Source organism: Acinetobacter sp. ANC 4216 (assembly GCF_004331195.1).
GTDB lineage: Bacteria > Pseudomonadota > Gammaproteobacteria > Pseudomonadales > Moraxellaceae > Acinetobacter > Acinetobacter kookii.
In genome coordinates this window covers 42264-62114 of sequence record NZ_SJOC01000016.1, presented here as the reverse complement: position 1 = coordinate 62114, position 19851 = coordinate 42264, and the positions used below count along the sequence as shown (strand labels likewise).

Annotated in this window: 18 protein-coding genes; 9 read left to right on the top strand and 9 right to left on the bottom strand. The window is 43.7% G+C overall.

The window, feature by feature from the left end:
- Positions 1–8: 8 nt before the first annotated feature.
- Together E0H88_RS13285 and E0H88_RS13280 are read left to right on the top strand one after the other, a co-directional pair.
- Entirely contained in the window at positions 9–737 is a 729-nt protein-coding gene (locus E0H88_RS13285) for an ABC transporter ATP-binding protein (RefSeq protein ID WP_131274520.1), read from the top strand.
- Between the two features lies 1 nt (position 738).
- Complete coding sequence (locus tag E0H88_RS13280; protein WP_131274519.1) at positions 739–3219, top strand: ABC transporter permease; 2481 nt, start codon at positions 739–741, stop codon at positions 3217–3219.
- A 22-nt stretch (positions 3220–3241) separates the two neighbouring features.
- Here E0H88_RS13280 and E0H88_RS13275 read toward each other — a convergent pair whose 3' ends face one another.
- Positions 3242–4054, bottom strand: coding sequence for a rhomboid family intramembrane serine protease (locus tag E0H88_RS13275; RefSeq protein WP_131274518.1), 813 nt, complete (start codon positions 4052–4054; stop codon positions 3242–3244).
- A gap of 80 nt (positions 4055–4134) precedes the next feature.
- Between E0H88_RS13275 and mtgA the strand changes: the two genes are divergently transcribed.
- Positions 4135–4809 carry a monofunctional biosynthetic peptidoglycan transglycosylase gene (mtgA, locus tag E0H88_RS13270; protein ID WP_092818733.1) on the top strand — a complete coding sequence of 225 codons (675 nt, stop codon included), beginning with the start codon at positions 4135–4137 and terminating at the stop codon, positions 4807–4809.
- A gap of 115 nt (positions 4810–4924) precedes the next feature.
- Positions 4925–7006 (top strand): polyphosphate kinase 1, encoded by a 2082-nt coding sequence (gene ppk1 / locus E0H88_RS13265; RefSeq protein ID WP_131274517.1) that lies wholly within the window; start codon positions 4925–4927, stop codon positions 7004–7006.
- Positions 7007–7109: 103 nt separating this feature from the next.
- Here ppk1 and E0H88_RS13260 read toward each other — a convergent pair whose 3' ends face one another.
- The 5 genes from E0H88_RS13260 to rubA form a co-directional block, all read right to left on the bottom strand.
- Positions 7110–7739, bottom strand: coding sequence for a response regulator (locus E0H88_RS13260; RefSeq protein WP_131274516.1), 630 nt, complete (start codon positions 7737–7739; stop codon positions 7110–7112).
- Between the two features lie 697 nt (positions 7740–8436).
- Entirely contained in the window at positions 8437–9342 is a 906-nt protein-coding gene (gene oxyR, locus E0H88_RS13255; RefSeq protein ID WP_092818730.1) for a LysR family transcriptional regulator OxyR, read from the bottom strand.
- 6 nt (positions 9343–9348) lie between these two features.
- Positions 9349–10293 carry an esterase EstB gene (gene estB / locus E0H88_RS13250; RefSeq protein ID WP_092818729.1) on the bottom strand — a complete coding sequence of 315 codons (945 nt, stop codon included), beginning with the start codon at positions 10291–10293 and terminating at the stop codon, positions 9349–9351.
- 56 nt (positions 10294–10349) lie between these two features.
- Positions 10350–11528: an NAD(P)/FAD-dependent oxidoreductase gene (locus E0H88_RS13245; protein ID WP_131274515.1), complete on the bottom strand. Its 1179-nt coding sequence runs from the start codon at positions 11526–11528 to the stop codon at positions 10350–10352.
- Between the two features lie 69 nt (positions 11529–11597).
- Complete coding sequence (gene rubA / locus E0H88_RS13240) at positions 11598–11762, bottom strand: rubredoxin RubA (RefSeq protein WP_086195931.1); 165 nt, start codon at positions 11760–11762, stop codon at positions 11598–11600.
- A 519-nt stretch (positions 11763–12281) separates the two neighbouring features.
- Between rubA and E0H88_RS13235 the strand changes: the two genes are divergently transcribed.
- Positions 12282–12824 carry an adenine phosphoribosyltransferase gene (locus tag E0H88_RS13235; RefSeq protein ID WP_092818727.1) on the top strand — a complete coding sequence of 181 codons (543 nt, stop codon included), beginning with the start codon at positions 12282–12284 and terminating at the stop codon, positions 12822–12824.
- A gap of 44 nt (positions 12825–12868) precedes the next feature.
- Here E0H88_RS13235 and E0H88_RS13230 read toward each other — a convergent pair whose 3' ends face one another.
- Entirely contained in the window at positions 12869–13375 is a 507-nt protein-coding gene (locus E0H88_RS13230; RefSeq protein ID WP_092818726.1) for a YqiA/YcfP family alpha/beta fold hydrolase, read from the bottom strand.
- 297 nt (positions 13376–13672) lie between these two features.
- Here E0H88_RS13230 and E0H88_RS13225 point away from each other — a divergent pair, with 297 nt between their 5' ends.
- On the top strand, positions 13673–14110 hold the full coding sequence (locus E0H88_RS13225; protein ID WP_131274514.1) for an SRPBCC family protein: 438 nt from the start codon (positions 13673–13675) through the stop codon (positions 14108–14110).
- 124 nt (positions 14111–14234) lie between these two features.
- Complete coding sequence (lysS, locus tag E0H88_RS13220) at positions 14235–15764, top strand: lysine--tRNA ligase (RefSeq protein ID WP_131274513.1); 1530 nt, start codon at positions 14235–14237, stop codon at positions 15762–15764.
- A 332-nt stretch (positions 15765–16096) separates the two neighbouring features.
- On the opposite strand, the gene trpS is transcribed toward lysS, so the two are convergent.
- Positions 16097–17110, bottom strand: coding sequence for a tryptophan--tRNA ligase (gene trpS / locus E0H88_RS13215; protein ID WP_092818723.1), 1014 nt, complete (start codon positions 17108–17110; stop codon positions 16097–16099).
- Between the two features lie 198 nt (positions 17111–17308).
- Here trpS and E0H88_RS13210 point away from each other — a divergent pair, with 198 nt between their 5' ends.
- Both E0H88_RS13210 and ypfJ read left to right on the top strand, forming a co-directional pair.
- Positions 17309–18235, top strand: coding sequence for a DUF808 domain-containing protein (locus E0H88_RS13210; RefSeq protein ID WP_131274512.1), 927 nt, complete (start codon positions 17309–17311; stop codon positions 18233–18235).
- A gap of 49 nt (positions 18236–18284) precedes the next feature.
- Complete coding sequence (gene ypfJ, locus E0H88_RS13205) at positions 18285–19190, top strand: KPN_02809 family neutral zinc metallopeptidase (protein ID WP_131274511.1); 906 nt, start codon at positions 18285–18287, stop codon at positions 19188–19190.
- A 47-nt stretch (positions 19191–19237) separates the two neighbouring features.
- On the opposite strand, the gene E0H88_RS13200 is transcribed toward ypfJ, so the two are convergent.
- Positions 19238–19795, bottom strand: coding sequence for a hypothetical protein (locus tag E0H88_RS13200; protein ID WP_131274510.1), 558 nt, complete (start codon positions 19793–19795; stop codon positions 19238–19240).
- Positions 19796–19851: the final 56 nt, after the last annotated feature.

The window sequence follows — 19851 nt, the reverse complement described above, 5'->3', positions numbered from 1 at the left end:
GGGATTTTATGACCCACGTTAATAGCGACCATTCCATCATGCCACAAGTGATTATCTCTGCACAGCAGCTTAGCCAAAAGATCAAATTTGCCCAAAAAGAACTCAGCATTTTTGAAAATCTAAGCTTTGATATTCATCGTGGTGAACAGGTAGCAATTACCGGACGATCCGGTTCAGGTAAATCGACCCTGCTGGGTATTCTGGCGACGCTGGATCAGGCCAGTTCAGGAAAATTGCAGGTCTGTGGGCAATCGATTACCGAATTGAATGAAGAACAGCGAGCGCTGGTGCGCTTAAAAAATATTGGTTTTGTATTTCAGTCCTTTCAGCTGTTACCGCACTTAACGGCGGTGGAAAATGTGATGTTGCCGCTACGCTTACAGCAGAATTTCAACTTTGCTGCAGCTGAAAAAAAGGCTTTGGCCTTGCTGAAAAAAGTCGGCCTGGAACGTCAGGCCCAGCAGACACCCAAAGTCTTGTCGGGGGGTGAGCAGCAACGGGTAGCGATTGCCCGTGCCTTAATTAGCGATCCGAAAATTATTTTTGCCGATGAACCGACCGGTAATCTGGATGCACAAACCGCCAAGGAAATTGAACAGCTGCTTTTTCAGCTGAATCGTGAGTTTGGCACCACGCTGGTGCTGGTGACCCATGATTCAACATTGGCCCAGCAATGCCAGCGGCATTTTGAGTTGCGCGATGGCCATTTGATCGAACATGGCTCGAGAGAGGACTGAAATGAATCGATTATTTCGGCCACTGCTGACGCAAAGCTTTAAAAGCAGCGGTGTTTATCTGCTGATCATTGCCTTGACCCTGGCGATTAGTGCCACCACTGCGCTGAAATTTAGCAATGAACAGATTCAAAATGCCGTGGCGCTCCAGGCCGCAGAAATGCTGGCAGCAGACCTGGTGCTGACCGACAATCAGCCGCTGGAACAAAAGTGGCAGAATCAGGCCAGGCAATTAAAACTGCAACAATCCCAAGTCACCGCATTCAGTTCAATGGCCCATACCCAAGACCAGTTTGTTATGGTCAATGTGAAAGCCATCGATCAGGCATTTCCCTTGCGCGGGGAGCTTCGGGTCCTGCCACAGGCACAAACCATCCAGTCCGGCGAGGTCTGGATGAGTCCGCGTGCCATGGATTTATTGCAGGTTAAAGTGGGAGATACAGTCAATATTGCCGATGCACAGTTTAAGATTACGGCAAAAATTGAGCATGATTCCAATCAGGAACTGGGCTTTTCCGGCTTTTCGCCAACGGTGATGATTTCCCGCAGCGATGTAGCCAAAACCAATGCCATCCAGGTGGGCAGCCGTGCCGAGTACCGGTTGTTGATGGCAGGAGACCCTCAGCAGACCAGACAGTTTGAGCAAAATTTCAAGAAGTCTCAGCAAGGTAATCCATCTAAAACAGCCGATGAGGTACAAACTGCTGATAATCAAAATAGCCTCAGGTTAAGAAATGCCAGCGAAGGCAATACCCGTTTAATGAAGCCGATTGCCAATCTGGATACTTTCCTGCAACTGAGCAATATCTTGACCATTTTGCTGTGCGGGATTGCAATTGCCCTGACCAGCCAGCGTTATGTACAACAAAATCAGGACAATATTGCATTGATGCGTTGCATTGGTGCGACACGAGGGCAGATTCTCAATGCCTATCTCAGTTTGCTGGCTGTGGTCTTAATGATTGCTATAGCGATTGGCAGTCTGGCTGGAATCGCACTGGGCTATGGTTTGCTGCAACTGATGCTGCAACTGATTCCAAATTTGCAGATGGAGTTTTCTGCCGGGGAAATGCTGCTGGGTCCATTACCGGTTGCCATGCTGACCAGTGCTGTGGTGCTATTGGGATTCATTGTTCCCAGTCTGTGGCAATTACTCAATACCCCGCCGATTCGGGTCATTCGCCAACAGGAAAAATCGGTACAGTCAATGCTCTGGATGTTGGTGATGGGCACAGCCAGCTTGGCACTGTTCAGTATCGTACTGACTGAAAATCTGGTACTGACCGCCTGGGTGATGGGGGCGATTGTGCTGCTGTGTACCATCCTCTATTTAATGATCTGGGGCTGTTTAAAGTTCATCAAAAACCTGAAAGGGGCAATTTCAGCCTATGTGCGGGTGCCGTATCAAACCGCTTTTCAAATTACCGCTCTGGCACTGGGCCTGAGTCTGATGACAGTGTTGACCGTGTTGCGGACCGATTTGCTGGAGCGTTGGCAACAGCAATTGCCGGAAGGCACTCCCAACCAGTTTGTGTATGGTCTGCCGCCGTTTGATATGCCTGCCTTCAAAGCTCAGATGAAACAACACGGCTGGCCAAGCACGCCCTTATATCCCAATATTCGTGGTCGCCTGGTTGCAAAGAACGATCAGCCTTTTGCGGCAGATCTGGTGAAAAGCAACAATTCTTTACGCCGTGAACTGAATTTAACCCAGACCACAGAATATCCGGTGGACAATATTATCCTGCAGGGCACGGCAGCCTTGAAACATCCCGGTGAAGTGTCGGTTGAAGCCAAAACCGCAGCAGAACTGGGCATTAAAATCGGCGATCGGCTCACCTTTAGCCTGCCTGAAGGCCAGATTCAGGCCAGGGTGGTGAACTTGCGCAGTGTGGAATGGGAAAGTTTCAGTCCGAATTTTTTCTTTATTTTTGCACCCAACACCATGGATGAAAATGCCGGCAGCTATTTAGGCAGTTTTTACGTGCCGGAACAGGATAAAAACCAGATGATGTCGGTAATTCAGCAATTTTCCAACACCGTTTTTATTGATGTCAGCCTGATTCTGGATGAGGTCAAACGCCTGGTGAAGGTGCTGGTGCAAATTATCACCATTCTGGCGCTGTTGGTCAGTGTTTCGGGGGTTCTGGTGTTAATTGCCTGTTTAAACCTGTTGATGGATGAACGCAAACGTGAAGTGGCTTTGCTGCGTTCATTCGGCAGTTCCAAGCAAAAGCTCAAGCAGATGATGACCCTGGAAATTGGCTTTATGGGATTCATGGCAGGAATTGTATCTTGCCTGTTTGCCGAAGTGATCAGTGCCATTGCCAGTTATAAAATGAATCTGCTGATTCAGGCCCACTGGCAAATCTGGATGATTTTACCCATACTCATGACGCTACTGTGTGCGCTGATTGGTCGTTATCGTTTAAGTTATCTCTGTGATATTCCGCCACTGCAAAGTTTGCGAGAGATGAATCAATAGATTTCTCTCTAAACTGGAAAATCTAAAAATGCAGTTGTGCCCGCATGGCGGCCAATATTTGCCGCCAGACCGGTTCCAGAATCTGCACTTGTTGCATGCAGTAGGCATACAACAGATAACAGCTGATGATGCCTACCGTCATGCCTGCAACAAAAGCCAACCTGGGTTTATGTATTCGTTGTCCCGCATACCAGATTATTGTTAGCACCGCACCCATCAACATGCCGCCAATATGTGCGGCATTGTTAATTCCGGGAATAGTAAAGCCAATCAATAAATTGATGCCCATAATCATCAGCAGGCTTTTTTTATCTAGAATAAAGCGCTGTTTCGGTAATGAGGGGAGTAGCGCTAAAACCGTCAATGCACTGCCTATACCCATCACGGCACCGGATGCACCGGCACTGACGGTAGGAAGCAGTGTCGGGTCATTGCTTTGCAAGAGTTCAAAGCTATTCTGAATATCGAGGAAACCGCTCAGTAAACTGCCCATCAGACCGGCAAGAATATAAAGTCCCAGATAATAAAACCGGCCTAAAAGCTGTTCGGCCACACTGCCAAAAATATACAGCGCCCACATGTTCAGCATTAAATGAATCAGGCCAAAATGAAAAAACATGCTGGTAAACAGGCGAGTGGGTTCCTCTAAAAAGGTTAAAGGTGCATAATCAGCACCCCAATGAATCGCATCGACCAGACTGGGAGCCGTAATATTGACTCCGCTCAGGACTTGCCAGAGAAATAAACCGACATTGATGGCAATAAAAACTGCCGTCAGCCACCACAGATGAACTTCAGGTTTGCTTTGAATGGAAGGGGGAGAAAGTTCGGCCATGCTATTCTTTTATAATCTTTGCTATATTCAGCATCCAGCTTAGCACGAAAAAAAACAGATTTTTGGAGTAACTCACTGACATGAAAGCTTTTATTGTTCGTAGTTTGTTAATACTTGTCAGTCTGGTGCTTCTGGTTCAACTGTGGATTTTTTCAAGTTTGCTATGGTGGCGCACCCATCCGGTGGACACCACCATGATGATGCGTCTGGATTACTGGTCTGAACCTTCGAAACCGATTAAACATGATTGGCGTGATTATGATCGGATCAGCAATTATATGAAACATGCCGTGGTTGCCGCGGAAGACGGAAAGTTTTTGCAGCATAAAGGTTTTGACTGGGAGGGCATGCAATTCGCCCTGGAACGCAACAAAGACAAGGGTAAGGTGGTAGCCGGCGGTTCTACCATTTCCCAGCAACTGGCCAAGAACCTGTTTTTATACAATAAACGCTCTTTCCTGCGTAAAGGGCAGGAAGCGGTTGCCACCTGGATGATGGAACGGATGTGGTCAAAACAGCGCATTCTGGAAGTCTATCTCAACTCGGTAGAATTTGGCGACAATATCTATGGCATAGAAGCAGCCACCCAGCATTACTTTGGTAAAAGTGCGCGAAGCCTGAGTCGTGAACAGGCCGCATTTCTAGCAGCCATTTTGCCCAACCCTAAATATTATCAAGATCATCAACAAGATAGAAAGCTGCAATATCGCAAGCGGATGATTCAAAAATATATGCGTTATAGCCATATTCCCTAATTTAAGATTTATTTTCAAAAAGCCCAGTGATTTGGGCTTTTTTTTATGAAATTGTCATAAATTTGAAGCATACTTATGAAGATACAGGCTACTTTCGAACAATTACAGGTTAGGTATGAATACGGCTGCTAATACGACTCCGACGCAAATAGAATACGCATATAATGATCGCTACATTAATCGTGAGCTTTCTATTCTCGACTTCCATTTGCGCGTGTTGGAGCAAGCGGTCGATCCTTTGCATCCTTTGCTTGAGCGGATGAATTTTCTGCTTATTTTTTCCCGTAATCTGGATGAATTTTTTGAAATTCGTGTTGCGGGGATGATGGAGCAACTGGATTTAGGCAATGAAAGCCATAGCCCGGACGGTTTAACCCCTAAACAGGTGCTGGAGATCATTTCCAAAACCACGCATGAGGCAATTGAGCGTCAGTACCGCATTTTAAATGAACAAATTTTGCCTAAATTGCGTGAAGAAGATATCTGTTTCTTGCGCCGTGGCGAACTGACACCTGCACAGTCAGCCTGGGTGAAAAAGTATTTTCAGGAGCAGGTGGCGCCGGTACTGACACCGATCAGCCTTGATCCGGCACATCCGTTCCCGCGTCTGGTCAACAAAAGCCTCAACTTTATTGTGACCCTGGAAGGTAAAGATGCTTTTGGCCGTCAGATTGATCTGGCTGTGGTACCTGCACCGCGTTCATTGCCCCGTGTCGTGCGTTTGCCGGATGAACTCACCGGGGGGAAAGAGCATCATGTGATGTTGTCTGCCATTATTCATGAACATGTTTCAGACCTGTTCCCGGGCATGACGGCAACCGGCTGTTACCAGTTCCGCGTGACCCGAAATGCCGATCTGGCCTTAAACGAAGATGTGGAAGACTTGGCCAAAGCCCTGAAAGGGGAACTGAATTCGCGTCGTTTTGGTCGTGCGGTACGTCTGGAAGTGACCCATAATTGCCCGAAACATATCTATGACTATTTGCTGGATGAGTTCGATCTGGAAGAAGAGCAACTGTACAAGGTCGATGGCCCGGTTAACTTGGCGCGATTGTTGTCCAATTTTAAGCGCCCGCATTTACGTTATGATTCGCATACGCCGGTGATTCCGAAAGTGCTGAAAAAATCTGAAAATATTTTTTCTGCCATGCAGAAGCAGGATATTTTACTCCATCATCCGTTTGAGTCTTTTGCCCCGGTCATTAATTTACTGCGTGAAGCTGCACGTGATCCGCAAGTTTTAGCCATCAAGCAAACGCTATACCGAAGTGGTCCGGACTCTGAAATTGTTCAGGTCTTGGCGGAAGCGGCGCGCAACGGCAAGGAAGTGACGGCGGTAATTGAACTGCGTGCCCGTTTTGATGAAGAATCCAACATTGCTGTCGCGAATGTGCTGCAAGAAGCCGGAGCAGTGGTGGTGTATGGCATTGTCGGTTATAAGACGCATGCCAAAATGATTCTGGTGGTACGCCGTGAAAACAACAAGCTGGTGCGTTATGTACATTTGGGTACTGGCAACTACCATGCCGGCAATGCCCGTATTTATACCGACTATGGTTTGCTGACCACGGACAAAGAGCTTTGTGAAGATGTGCACCGCATTTTCCAGGAATTAACCGGTATGGGGAAAATGGCAAAACTGAAAAAGTTATTGCATGCACCTTTCACCCTGCATACCCAGCTGATTAATTTCATTGATGATGAAATTGCCAATGCCAAAGCCGGTAAACCTGCGCAAATTATTGTCAAGGTGAATGCCTTAACGGAAATGCAACTGATCAATAAATTATATGAAGCCTCTCAAGCCGGCGTACAAATTGATCTGATTATCCGTTCGATCTGCTGCCTGCGTCCCGGTTTGCCTGGCCTATCTGAAAATATCCGGGTCCGTTCCATCGTTGGACGTTTCCTTGAGCATACCCGTGTCTATTACTTCTTGAACGGAGGAGATAGCCGGATTTACTGTTCAAGTGCAGACTGGATGGACCGAAACCTGTTCAATCGTGTCGAAGCCTGCTTCCCGATTGAAGATGCGGCATTGAAAAAACGCATTTACCAGCAAGGTTTGCTGAATTATTTAAAAGATAACCAGCAAGCGTGGTTACTGCAAAGTGATGGTACCTGGTTACGTGCTCAGGTTGCGGAAGGGCAAGAAGCACATAATGCACAGCGTATATTATTAGAGCTGATCAAATAATCCGGAACAGTGTCTTTTATATCACCTCAAGGAGTCCGAGGACTCCTTGAGGTGATTGATTTACTCATACATTATTCCGGATCAATCATCCTAAATTTAAAAGTTAAGAGTCTAAACTGGCAATTTTTCTGTAGATATTTTTAATATTGCCTTCAATTTTATACAGCGGAATATGGGTTTGATCTGTCACCTGCTGTGGATTTAAACCGGCTGCGACCAGATTTAAAATTTCAGATTCAATCGCTGTTAGGCTGAGCGTAGAGTTTTCTTCAAGCCCGGATTTATTTTCAATACCTTTAGTTGGATGAGACAAAATGTATTGGGCTAAATCGTGATGGATGGGAGCTCCTCCACGTAGGGTGCTTTTAATATGATTAAGCATTTCTGCTTCCGTATGATGATGAAAAACATATCCTTGTGCACCAGACTGAATGGCATTGAAGAGTAATGCGGTCTGCTGTTGGGCTAATATTGCAATCACATAGCTATCGGGATGGATGTGTTTTAACTTTTTTATAAATCCAAGCTTTGCTGTAGGCTCCACTGTCACATCAATAAAAATCAGGTTGGGTAAATGCTGCTGCAACCACGTTTCAGCTTCGGCTAGATTTTGGGTACTCATCATTAATTCTTTCGGATAACCCAATCTCATAAGAATCATTTCTAATGGCTGATTACAAAGAGGTTGATCCTCGATCATCATCATAGGAACAGGTAATATTAGTTCACCCACAAGGTGGTACTCTCAGTGGCTTTATATTTTATCTTGTTACTGTGTGATAAAAATAAGGAAACTGCTATCCCTGAAACTAGTGAATTTATAAAATTATAGTAAATTTAAGTATCTGTACAATAAATAATATTTACATAAAAAGTATTTTATTATGATTTATCTTGTGATTTGTTTCTTTGCTTTTATTCAAAGCTTATTCATGTTTATAAATAATGAAAAATACCTAATTATAGGGATATAAAAAGTGATTTTAACGCTATAGCATAATAACACTTTTTGTTTGGGGTGACCCGGCAAGACTATTTCAACTCCAAGGGCTACAATATTTTTATTACAATCACAGTAATGGAAATATTTTACCTTACATGGCTTATCTGGGTGGATAAGCTATTTTTTTTACCTTTATTTTTAGAATGAGACATAAAATACCTATTATCAGGGATATAAAGTACTGGAATAGTTGAATAAAATAAGCTTGCTTCGAGTGGTTTTGCAATTCAGAAGTGAGCAATCTTTGAAGATGGGTTTTTCGTTCATCCACATATGAGAGTTTTTCCATTTGCTTCAAACAAGGTTTATCCGGGTGGTAAACCTTTTTTTTATGAAAAAATCAGGTATTGCATTAGAAAAATGAGCCTGCATACTTCCATTAAGCATAAAAAAAGGAGCAGCTGCTCCTTTTAATAAGTTGAATCTTTTAATGAAGATCCTGGGTGATCTTTTGCAAAATTTGCAGCAGTACATCAAACTCGCTTTGCAATGGCGTGCTTTTACGGGTCAACAAGGCGAGAGTACGACTGGGCGCTTCCTCGATAGATTTGACCACTAAATCGGAATTGGCTTTAATCATATGGGTATGAATGGCAATCTCAGGAAGCAGGGTAAAGCCCAGGTCTGAAGAAACCATTTCGACCAGTGTTGGTAATGAACTTGCTTTTAAGCGATGATCATTTTTACGTTCACCAATTGGGCAGGCACTTAATACATGGTTGCGTAAGCAGTGACCTTCTTCAAGTAATACTAAGCGTGATAAATCCAGATCATCCAGACTACGGGCATTCTGGGCATTCTGATCCGCTTTATGGTAAACCAGATACAGGTTTTCTTTTGCAATTTCGGCAACTTTTAAGCCACGCGTGTCAAAAGGCAAGGCCAACACGATCATGTCCAGATTGCCGTGTTCGAGTTTTTCGACAATTTTTTCACTTTGTGCTTCGTGCAAGTGCAGCTGAATTTTAGGAAGCTGCTTATGCACTTCATCTAGAAGCTGAGACAAAATAAAAGGCGCAATTGTAGGAATAATCCCTAAATGTAAATCACCTGTTAAGGGTTCGCTCATTTCACGACTTAAACGCATCAAGTCTTGTGCATCTGCCAATAGAACACGGGCTCGGGCAACAACCTGTTCGCCAAGCGGAGTTAAACGCACATTTTGGCGATCGCGTTCAACAAGTACTCCACCTAGCAAGCGCTCTAACTCCATGATCCCGCCTGACAAAGTTGACTGGGTCACAAATGAACGGCGCGCAGCTTCAGTAAAATGCAGCGTTTCAGACAGTGTAACGAGGTATGACAGCTGTCTTAAAGAGGGTAATGCAGCCATAGTGTCCTAATGTTTTGATTTAAAGTGATCAGCAAATAATCCGCTTAGATATGGAATAAAATGCGGTGGGATATCATGCCCCATTCCATCAATTAATTCAAACTTCGCATCAGTAATTGCCTTTGCAACTGCTTTGCCATGACTCGGTGGCAATAAACGATCACGAGAGCCATGTACCACAAGGGTAGGTTGCTGAATTTGCTTACCCAATTGTAGCAAAGAACCTGTACATAATATTGCTAAAAACTGTTGAAGTACACCCGCTGGGTAATAACTTCGTTGATATAATTTGCGTGCAGTCTGAATAATTTCCAGTTGATTGATATATCCTGGAGAACCAATAATGTTAAACACCTTTACGCTATGGTTGACAATGCCTTCTTCATCCGTTGATTCTGGTCTGCCAATCAGGCTAAGCAGCTGCTTGGGAAAAGGCGGCGGTAACAGCGGCTGATTGTTACTGGTAAACATGAGGCCTAAATTACTGACTTTTTGTGGATGCTTGGCTGCCAGAATCTGCGCAATCATGCCCCCCATGGAAGCACCAATCACCGAGACTTTTTCCAGTCCCAAACGCTCAATCAGTAGTGCCGCATCTTCTGCCATATCATATAAGTCATATGGCGCCCCTTGATTTTGTAAGCCCAAGGCAAAACGTCCCATCAATTTCAGGGTGTTCAGACGTGGGCCCGAGTGACGGATTTTGGAAGACAGGCCAATATCACGGTTGTCAAAACGAATCACGCGATAACCTTGGTCAATCAGCGACTTGCAGAAAAAATCAGGCCAAAACAACATTTGCGCACCTAAACCCATAATCAGCATGATGGCTGGATGTTCAGGATCTCCCCCCATTTCCACATGAAGTTCAACGCCATTGCCTAAATTGACTTTGGTTTCATGCATAAAAGATGTATAGGGAGAACCCGTAAAATTAAGTGCGCTATTCATTATTGTTTTCCTAAAAAAGGACATTTTGCTGAAAAAATGTCCTAGGTGTTAAAACCTTAAACCGCAGCAGGAAGCAAGTCTGGTACCAGTTTAGTAAGGCTCAAACGCTGTTTGGCAGCACTTGGTCCCAACAAGACAAAACCACGTAATGTATTTTCGCTATCCAAAGCTTTGGCAATCATGCCATCTTCAAGTTCTTCTGTCTCCCAGTTTACATCAACATCCACAGGTGCTGGAAGTACTGTCAGCGGTGCAGCAGGGGTTTTGACTGCAACTGGCATTGCCGGGTAATGCACATGGGTTTTTTCACCGTTCAGGGTTTTCGCTAACGCGCGCGCCTGTTGCATGATTGGCATGACATAAGGCAACAATAAACCATTAACCTCGGCACAGTCCCCAATGGCATAAATATCTGCCTGGTTGGTTTCAAGATGACTATTGGTCAAAATACCGCGACTGCAATGAATGTCAGCGGTTTTGGCCAACTCCAGATTTGGGTGTAAACCAATCGCAGAAAGTACAACGTCGGCAACCACAGACTGGCCATTGGCTAACGTGATTAGATAATCGCCTTTTTCCACTTTGATGACTTTTTCAACCGTAGTACCCAAAACAAAGTGAATGCCGGTATCTTCAAGTTTTTCCTGGAAAGACGTTGCAACATGAGTAGGTAACAACCGTCCCAAAGGTTGGGGAGCCAAATCAATCACAGTCACTTGATGGTCTGTGTTTTGCAAGTCATTGGCAAATTCACAGCCAATCAGACCGGCACCTAAAATCACCACACGTTTATCATGATGCTGATCAAGGTTCTTACGGAATGCCTTGTAGTCCTCTAAATTATTGACGACATGAATATCATCACTGCCATCGCCTGCAATCGCTACGCGAACAGGATGAGCACCCACCGCAAGCACCAGCTTGGCATAAGGCTGAATTGTTTGTTGTCCGTTTTTTTCTAAAACAAGCTGATGCTGGGCCGCTTGAATTTCTTTTACCCAGGTATGTGCTTCAATACGCATATTCAGTTGGGTTGCCATTTTAGATGCATCACCCAAGGCAATTTGTTCAGGTGCCTTGTTTCCAGCTAAAGCATTGGAAAGCGTCGGTTTGGCATAGTTTACCGCATCATCTGCACAGATCATGACCAGCTCATGTTCGGGATTGAGCTTGCGAAATTCACGTGCTGCGGTATAGCCGGCCATACCAGAACCAATGATGACGATAGGATGCATATTATTCTCCAGACGGGTTTCTATAAGACGTAAAAAAAGACCATTCACTATGGTCTTTGCTATCAATAATCAGACTTCTACCATTTCAAAATCAACTTTTGATACACCACAGTCCGGGCAGGTCCAGTCATCCGGGATATCTTCCCATTTGGTACCCGCGACAATACCATCTTGTGGCCAACCTTCAGCTTCGTCATAAATCCATCCACAAACGATGCATTGATACTTCTTCATTTGACTCTCCAAAATACTGACTTTCAAAAATGTGCGATCAGTAAAATTCCATATACCGTGTGACTTTATCGATATGATTTTCGATGTACATATTCAAGCAAATTTTTACGCAGTTCTATCGTCAATGTAAAGCGAATATCGGAGTTTAAAGGCAGAAATTGAAACCAGAATTGCTTATGAGGACAAAACTTGTCTTTAAAACAGGGAAAGAGGCAGAAGTTAATCCATATAAGTTCATCATGAAGTTTAAAATTTTGCTAAAAACAAGGTTTTGGCTATCGCCTGTTGAAAGCAGGTCATTCCTCTTTAGACTAAGGTCGTGCAGAAAAAAATGACTGTGTTTGTTATTCTAAGATTAGATAAATCTATACCTATTATTTATTTAAAAAATTAACCCAATAAATCAGTAAGTTATAATTTTGTGACTATTTTTATTGTGCCTTAAAAGTAAGCGATTACTGGTCATGGGCCTAATAAAGCGTTAAAATTCACTCATTCTTTTTTAAATACTTTTCTCCCATGAGCAATCTGTCTACAACTTTGTGGTCTAACATTCGTACTGTCCAGGATTTCCCAAAACCAGGTATCTGCTTTTTTGACCTGACTCCATTATTTATGGGAAACATTGAGTTATTAACTGAAGCTTTAATTGCCAGCATTCCTGCAGAAAAATTGGCAGAAGTCGACAGTTTTGTTGCGGTTGAAGCACGCGGTTTTGTGTTGGCAAGTCTGTTGGCACAACGTTTGGGTAAAGGTTTATTGCTGGTTCGTAAAGCAGGAAAATTACCGCCGCCGGTTGTTGGCGTCGGTTATAGCCTGGAATACGGTATGGACCGTCTGGAAATGTCAGCTGACGTTCAACCGCAAAAAATCATTATTGTGGATGATGTGCTAGCCACTGGCGGTACGCTAAAAGCAGTCAAACAGTTGGTGAATAAATGCAAGCATGAGGTTTTAGGGGTAAGTGTTTTTCTGGACTTGCCAGATTTGCATAATGACCTGGGCTTGGACATTTGGTCTGTGCTAGATAACAAATCACAGCCGGAACAAGCTGTTGCTTGATTAAGCCCTTTGAAAAAAAAAGCCTTGGTTATTCCAAGGCTTTTTTATTTTTTCAAAAAATGTGTCTGCATATGCTGGAGCAGGCCATTGATATTTTCCGGACTGGCTAAACGATGATGCCCACCTTCGACGGTCTGAACCTGCATATAGGGTTCAAGTTGCTGTTGAACCGCATACATATCCAGTTCTTCATCGCCTAATTCCAGATAGGCAATTTGTGCAATATCATGTTCCAGATCATCTTCACTAATAGGCGGATAATCTGTACGAAAGTCTGGACTCAGGCTGGGATTGGCAATAATCGCCGGAATTTTACAGAGCGCTGACATTTTCAGGGCCCAATAGGCACCCAAGCTATGGCCAATCAGGATTTCCGGTTGAATTTTGGCAATAGTTTCCCGGTAAAAATTAGCAACGGTTTGGAAATTCAGGTTGCGATAATCTACATCGATACAATATTTATGATCGGCGTCAATCGCATGGAATCTGGTCGATTCACGCGAAGAATCGAGTCCATGTAAAAACAGGATTTTTAAAGGGCATGTCGTCATTTTTTTAATTCATACTTTCTTTATTCACAAAGATAGAAACAGTTAAATAGATTACTTTTCAACTATTTTCTTGTGTTCATTGTAAGTCAGTTGGCTGTATAAAGAAGTTAGCTTTTGGTCTAAGGTGTATTTCAGATCAATCTAATAAACTTAATTTAAAAATAAATTATTTATTAAAAATAAATACTTGGTGTTAGTGATTGTTCAACTCAGTATTCAATAACAAAATGTAGCTATGATGTAAAAAATGGTTTTTCTACTTTCATGGACAGCATGTTTTGGATAGTTGGCCACGCTATGAAAACATTAAGTTATGTAATTTTAATTGCAGCCACACCCCAAAAAGTATGGCAGGTGTTATGGGAACCGGAGAGCTATAGCCAATGGACGTATTATTTTTCTCCCGGTTCCAGCATTCGCTCGGATTGGAAAGTCAACGGTAAAACCTTGTTCCTGGATGCTGACAATAATGGCATGGTCGCTACCATTGAGCAGCTGGAAGAGTTGAAAGTGGTGATCTTTAAACATTTAGGTATGCTTCGTAAGGGTGTTGAAGATTTGCACAGTGAAGAAGTTAAAAAATGGAAGGGTGCTTTAGAGAAATATGTTCTGGAGCAGGTAGATGGAAAAACCAGACTCAGCGTGGAAGTGGATACTTCCCAGGAATATCGGGAAATGATGGAAAATGGGTTTAAAAAAGGCTTTGAGATTGTTAAACAGCTTGCCGAAGCTTAGCCAGATAAAATAAAGCAAGCTGTTTTAGCAAATCCGTGCATTTGTAGGGTAATAAGTCATTCGAAATTTGTACTAAACCTGCTATGCTATGCAACTTCCGTTTTTACACATATTTGAGGCAGAGATGACGCAACATAACGCTCAATCGACTTCTGAACAACACATTTCCGAAAACGATTTAATTGCACAGCGTCATGCCAAGTTAAAGCAGATTCAAGACCAAGCAAAAGAAACTGGTATTAGCCCATGGCCAAACGCGTTTAAGCGTGAGCACTATGCACAAGATTTACAATTGCAATTCGCTGAAAAATCTAAAGAAGAAATTGAAGCTGGCGAAAAGGTTTATGTAAAAGTTGCAGGCCGCGTAATGTTGAACCGCGGTTCATTCATCGTGATTCAGGACATGACTGGCCGTATCCAGCTGTATGTTGCACGTAAAGAACTGGCACCTGAAGTACTGGAAACCATCAAGAGCTTAGACCTGGGTGACATCATTGCCGTTGAAGGCTACATCGGCCGTTCTGGTAAAGGTGATTTGTATGTCCATATTGAAAAATTTGAACTTTTAACCAAGTCATTGCGCCCGCTTCCAGACAAGTTCCATGGCTTGACCGATACCGAGGTGAAGTACCGTAAACGTTATCTTGACCTGATCGTTAACGAAGAAACCCGTAAAACTTTCGAAATTCGTGCCAAAGTGGTTTCCGGTATTCGTAACTATTTAAGCAATGAGCGTTTCATGGAAGTGGAAACGCCAATGATGCATGTAATTCCAGGCGGTGCATCTGCGCGTCCATTTGAAACCCATCACAATGCCTTGGACATGCCATTGTTCTTGCGTATTGCACCTGAGCTTTACCTGAAACGTTTGGTGGTTGGCGGTTTTGAGCGTGTATTCGAGATTAACCGTAACTTCCGTAACGAAGGGGTTTCGACCCGCCATAACCCGGAATTCACCATGATCGAATTCTATCAGGCGTATGCAGACTATAAAGACTTGATGGCTTTAACTGAAAATATGCTTGAGAAACTGGCGCTAGACATCCTGGGTACAACTGACGTTCCTTATGGTGATGAAGTGTATAGCTTCAAAGGTCCATTCAAGAAAATTTCCATGTTCGATGCCATTCTTGAGCATAACCCGCAATTCACGCCTGAAAATGTCTCTGACCGTGAATTCCTGGCTAAATTTATTCAGGAAGAACTGAAAGAACAGGTGAAACCTGGTTTTGGCCTGGGTAAACTTCAAACCATCGTCTTTGAAGAAACCGTTGAAACCAAACTGCGTCAACCGACATTCATTACCGAATATCCAGCGGAAACTTCTCCATTGGCGCGTCGTAATGATGAAAATCCGCATATTACGGACCGTTTTGAATTCTTCATTGGTGGCCGTGAGCTGGCCAATGGTTTCTCGGAATTGAATGACCCGATTGACCAGGCAGAGCGTTTCCAGGCGCAGGTGGCTGAAAAAGATGCCGGTGATGATGAAGCCATGCACTATGATGCAGACTTTATTGAAGCGCTTGAATACGGGCTTCCTCCTACAGCAGGTGAGGGGATTGGTATTGACCGTTTAGTCATGATCTTTGCCAATGCACCAAGTATCCGTGACGTGATTTTGTTCCCGCATATGCGTCATAAACATGCATAAGTTGTGAATGTGAAAAAACCCGCTTCATGCGGGTTTTTTTATGGATAGAAACTCATGCTTACCTGAAATCAGGCAAAAAAAATACGCAATGATTGGGGTGATCATTGCGTAGAACAACGAATCTGTTTGCACAGTTCGGTTAAGGAGAATGTTAGAACTATGACAGCTCTAAGCATTGGAATCATAATAAAATGAACGCAGAGTCATTTCATGATGTTTTGAGTAAAGTTGTGTTAATTCAGGTTAATAACCATGAGTAAGTGTGACATGTTGCACATTTATCATCTATAAAAAAGCCCTTCAACAACGAAAGGCTTTTCATGAATCAGGCTTTAGAAATGGAACATACCCAAACCTGATTTGATTTCGTCCAGGGTTTGCTGGGTAATGTCACGGCACTTATCCGTACCCGTTTTCAAGATATCCATGATGTAGTCTGGGTCTTTCTGTAATTCCATACGACGTTCACGAATAGGGCCGATCAGCTCTTTTAAAATGCTTTCCAGGCGTTTTTTCACGGTGCCATCGCCTAAACCGCCACGACGATAATGTGCTTTTAACTCTTCCAGTTCTTCTTTATTGGTATCGAAAGCATCTAAATAGGTAAATACCACGTTGCCTTCCACCTGGCCCGGATCTTCAATGCGCAAGTGATTTGGATCGGTATACATGGCATTCACAGCTTTTTTGATGTCCTTGTCAGAAGCATCCAGCACAATGGTATTGCCCAAAGACTTCGACATTTTAGCTTTACCATCAAATCCAGGTAAGCGACCGACATTTGAAAGCAGGGCCTTGCATTCAGGTAAAATCTCGTGACCGATCTGGCGGTTTAAACGGCGCACGACTTCGTTGGTCTGTTCGATCATTGGAATCTGGTCTTCACCTACCGGAACGACCGTTGCTTTGAACGCGGTAATGTCAGCGGCTTGTGCAACCGGATAGCACAGGAAACCTGCCGGAATATCGCGCTCGAAGCCACGCATCTGAATTTCAGACTTAATGGTCGGGTTACGTTCCAGACGGGACACGGTGACAAAGTTGAGATACAGCATGGTCAGTTCATTCAATGCCGGCAAGCAAGACTGAACACAAATCGTCGTTTTGGTTGGGTCAATGCCCACCGCCAAGTAATCGGTTGCTACTTCAATAATGTTGCGACGTACTTTTTCAAAGTTATCGGCATTGTCGGTTAACGCTTGAGCATCAGCAAGAAGGAGATGTTGATGGTGAGAATCCTGTAAACCTACGCGTGAACGTAAAGAACCCACAAAATGACCTAAATGAAGTTGTCCGGTTGGGCGGTCGCCAGTCAAAATAACAGGACGATTGTCTTGATTACTCATTATCTCTCTATTCCAAAGTAGTGAACACTACATACTTATATGCTGATGTATTGCGCTATTGTACGGCATAATGTTTTTGAATGTCAGGCACTATAAAAACAGATCATTGAAAAAATAAGAACAATTTAATGATGTTGATACAGTTTTTTTAAATATTTATCTTTAAAATGCAAGATAGAGACTTTAGGGATAACAAGAATGGCGAGCAGCTTATTAATATTATTAGATGATATTGCGACTGTTTTAGACGACGTTGCGGTCATGAGCAAAATGGCGGCAAAAAAAACCGCAGGGGTATTGGGTGATGATCTGGCACTCAATGCCCAACAGGTGAGTGGCGTACGTGCGGAACGGGAACTGCCTGTGGTGTGGGGCGTGGCCAAAGGTTCTTTTGTGAATAAACTGATTCTGGTGCCTCTGGCCTTGCTGATTAGTGTGGTCGCGCCGTGGCTGATCAATCCCTTATTAATGATTGGCGGTCTGTTTCTATGTTATGAAGGGGTAGAAAAAGTACTGCACAGTTTGCAGCATAAAAAAGCCACGACTCAGGAAGCGGCTGAAGCTGAATTCAATGCCATTGAAAGCGATTTGGCCAAGTTCGAGAAAGAAAAAATCAAAGGGGCGATCCGTACCGATTTTATTTTGTCGGCTGAAATTGTGGTCATTTCACTGGGTACAGTGGCGACGGCCGCTTTTGGTACCAAAGTCATGGTGCTTTCCACCATTGCAATTTTAATGACGGTTGGGGTGTATGGTTTTGTTGCCATGATTGTCAAAATTGATGATCTGGGATTGTACCTCACCGACCAGGCATCGAGTTTCAAACAAAGTGTTGGACGCGGTTTGCTGGCTTTTGCTCCCAAGCTGATGAAAACTTTGACCATTGTCGGAACCATTGCCATGTTCCTGGTGGGTGGCGGGATTATTGCCCATACCATTCCATGGTTTCATCATTTCACCGAAGATTCTGTCGATTATGTACAACACCTTCCTGCAATGGGCAATATTATTGGTGCAGTGACTCCGACTTTAATTAATCTGGCGATTGGTTTTGTCGCCGGCTTATTGGTGTTCATTGTGATTGCAATCATTCAAAAGATTAAGCCAAAATCAAAACAGGCATAATCCCAAGGCCTGCTAGATAAGCTGAAAGCAAACTATAAGGAATCTCACTATGCGCTGGAAAGGACGTCGTATCAGTACCAATGTGGAAGACCGTCGTGGTGGAGCCGGAGCTAAAGCAGGTGGTATCAGTATTTTAGGACTGGTGGTGGCTTTTGTGGCCTGGAAGTTTTTTGGAGTCGATCCTCAACAGGCTTATCAGGCCACCAAGCAGGTGACATCACAATCACAGCCGGCTGAAACCAGAGGTCTGGAGAATCCAACCTCGGAACAGCAGGAAGCCATGGATTTTGTCGGTACCGTATTGGCGGATACCGAAGATACCTGGTCGCAAGTGTTTCAGCAGCAGCTTAATGCGCAGTATGTCGCACCCAAACTGGTGATGTTTAATGGCATCGTGGATTCGGGCTGCGGTACCGCACAATCTGCCATGGGACCTTTCTATTGTCCTTCCGACCAGAAAGTGTATATCGATACAGCTTTCTTTAAGGATATGCGTCAGCAGATGGGCATATCCGGTGAGCAAAACAGCACAGAATTGTCCCGCCAGGATCAGGCAGGTGATTTTGCCCAGGCCTATGTGGTGGCACATGAAGTAGGCCATCATTTACAGACGCTACTGGGTATTTCAGCCCAAGTGCAAAAAGCCCGTGTCCAGTCGAGCGAAGTGCAAGGCAATCAGCTTTCCGTGCGTCAGGAATTACAGGCAGACTGTTTTGCCGGGATTTGGGCGCATCACAACCAGCAACGAACCCAGTTCCTGGAGCAGGGCGATATTGAAGAAGCCATGGATGCAGCGCATAAAATTGGTGATGACTATTTACAGAAACGTGCGACCGGACAGGTAGTACCCGATAGCTTTACCCATGGCAGCAGCCAGCAGCGCATGAAATGGTTTGAAACCGGTTTGAAATCAGGGAATATCAACGATTGTGATACTTTCAATCAAGCCATTTAAATGGAAATGAAGTATTAAAAAAGAGGATATTAAATCCTCTTTTTTTGTTAACCATGCATAAATTTTTTAAAGTTTCGGATAATTCGAATCGATACATACAGGGCTGCCAATGCAAACAGGGTCATGCTAAACAGGTGGTATTTTAAATCTGAAATGTCAGCCTGATAAAATTGCTGAATTTGCGGTTTGGAATAAGACCACTGCTGCTGCTTCCGGGTCAGGCTATCTTGATAACTGACTTGCTGGATATAATGTTGTTGACCAATTTTTAATAGGTCTAATTGCCGGATTTGTCGGGTATGGGACTGGTTATATGCATCGGTACAAATATCTTGCAGATAATGCTGGCAGTTTAACTTGGCAATATAACCATTCTGGGCAATCACAATATAAATAGCCTGATCCGGGCGTTGGTTATTGGAAACCAGAACCAGTTGTTTGTCAGGTGTGGAGGTGAGTGAAATCTGCCTGGCTTGCTGAAAAGCTTGATCGGCTTGCAGAATTTCCTGGCTTTTTGAAAAAACACTTAAAAATAAAGCCAAGGTAATCAGAAAAATGATCCCTGCAAAAAAAAGCCGAAATATGGTTTTAACTGTTTGATACATGCTTGAATTCAACTGAATAGGGAGAAAAATAAAAGAAACGAGGGATGCGAAATAGA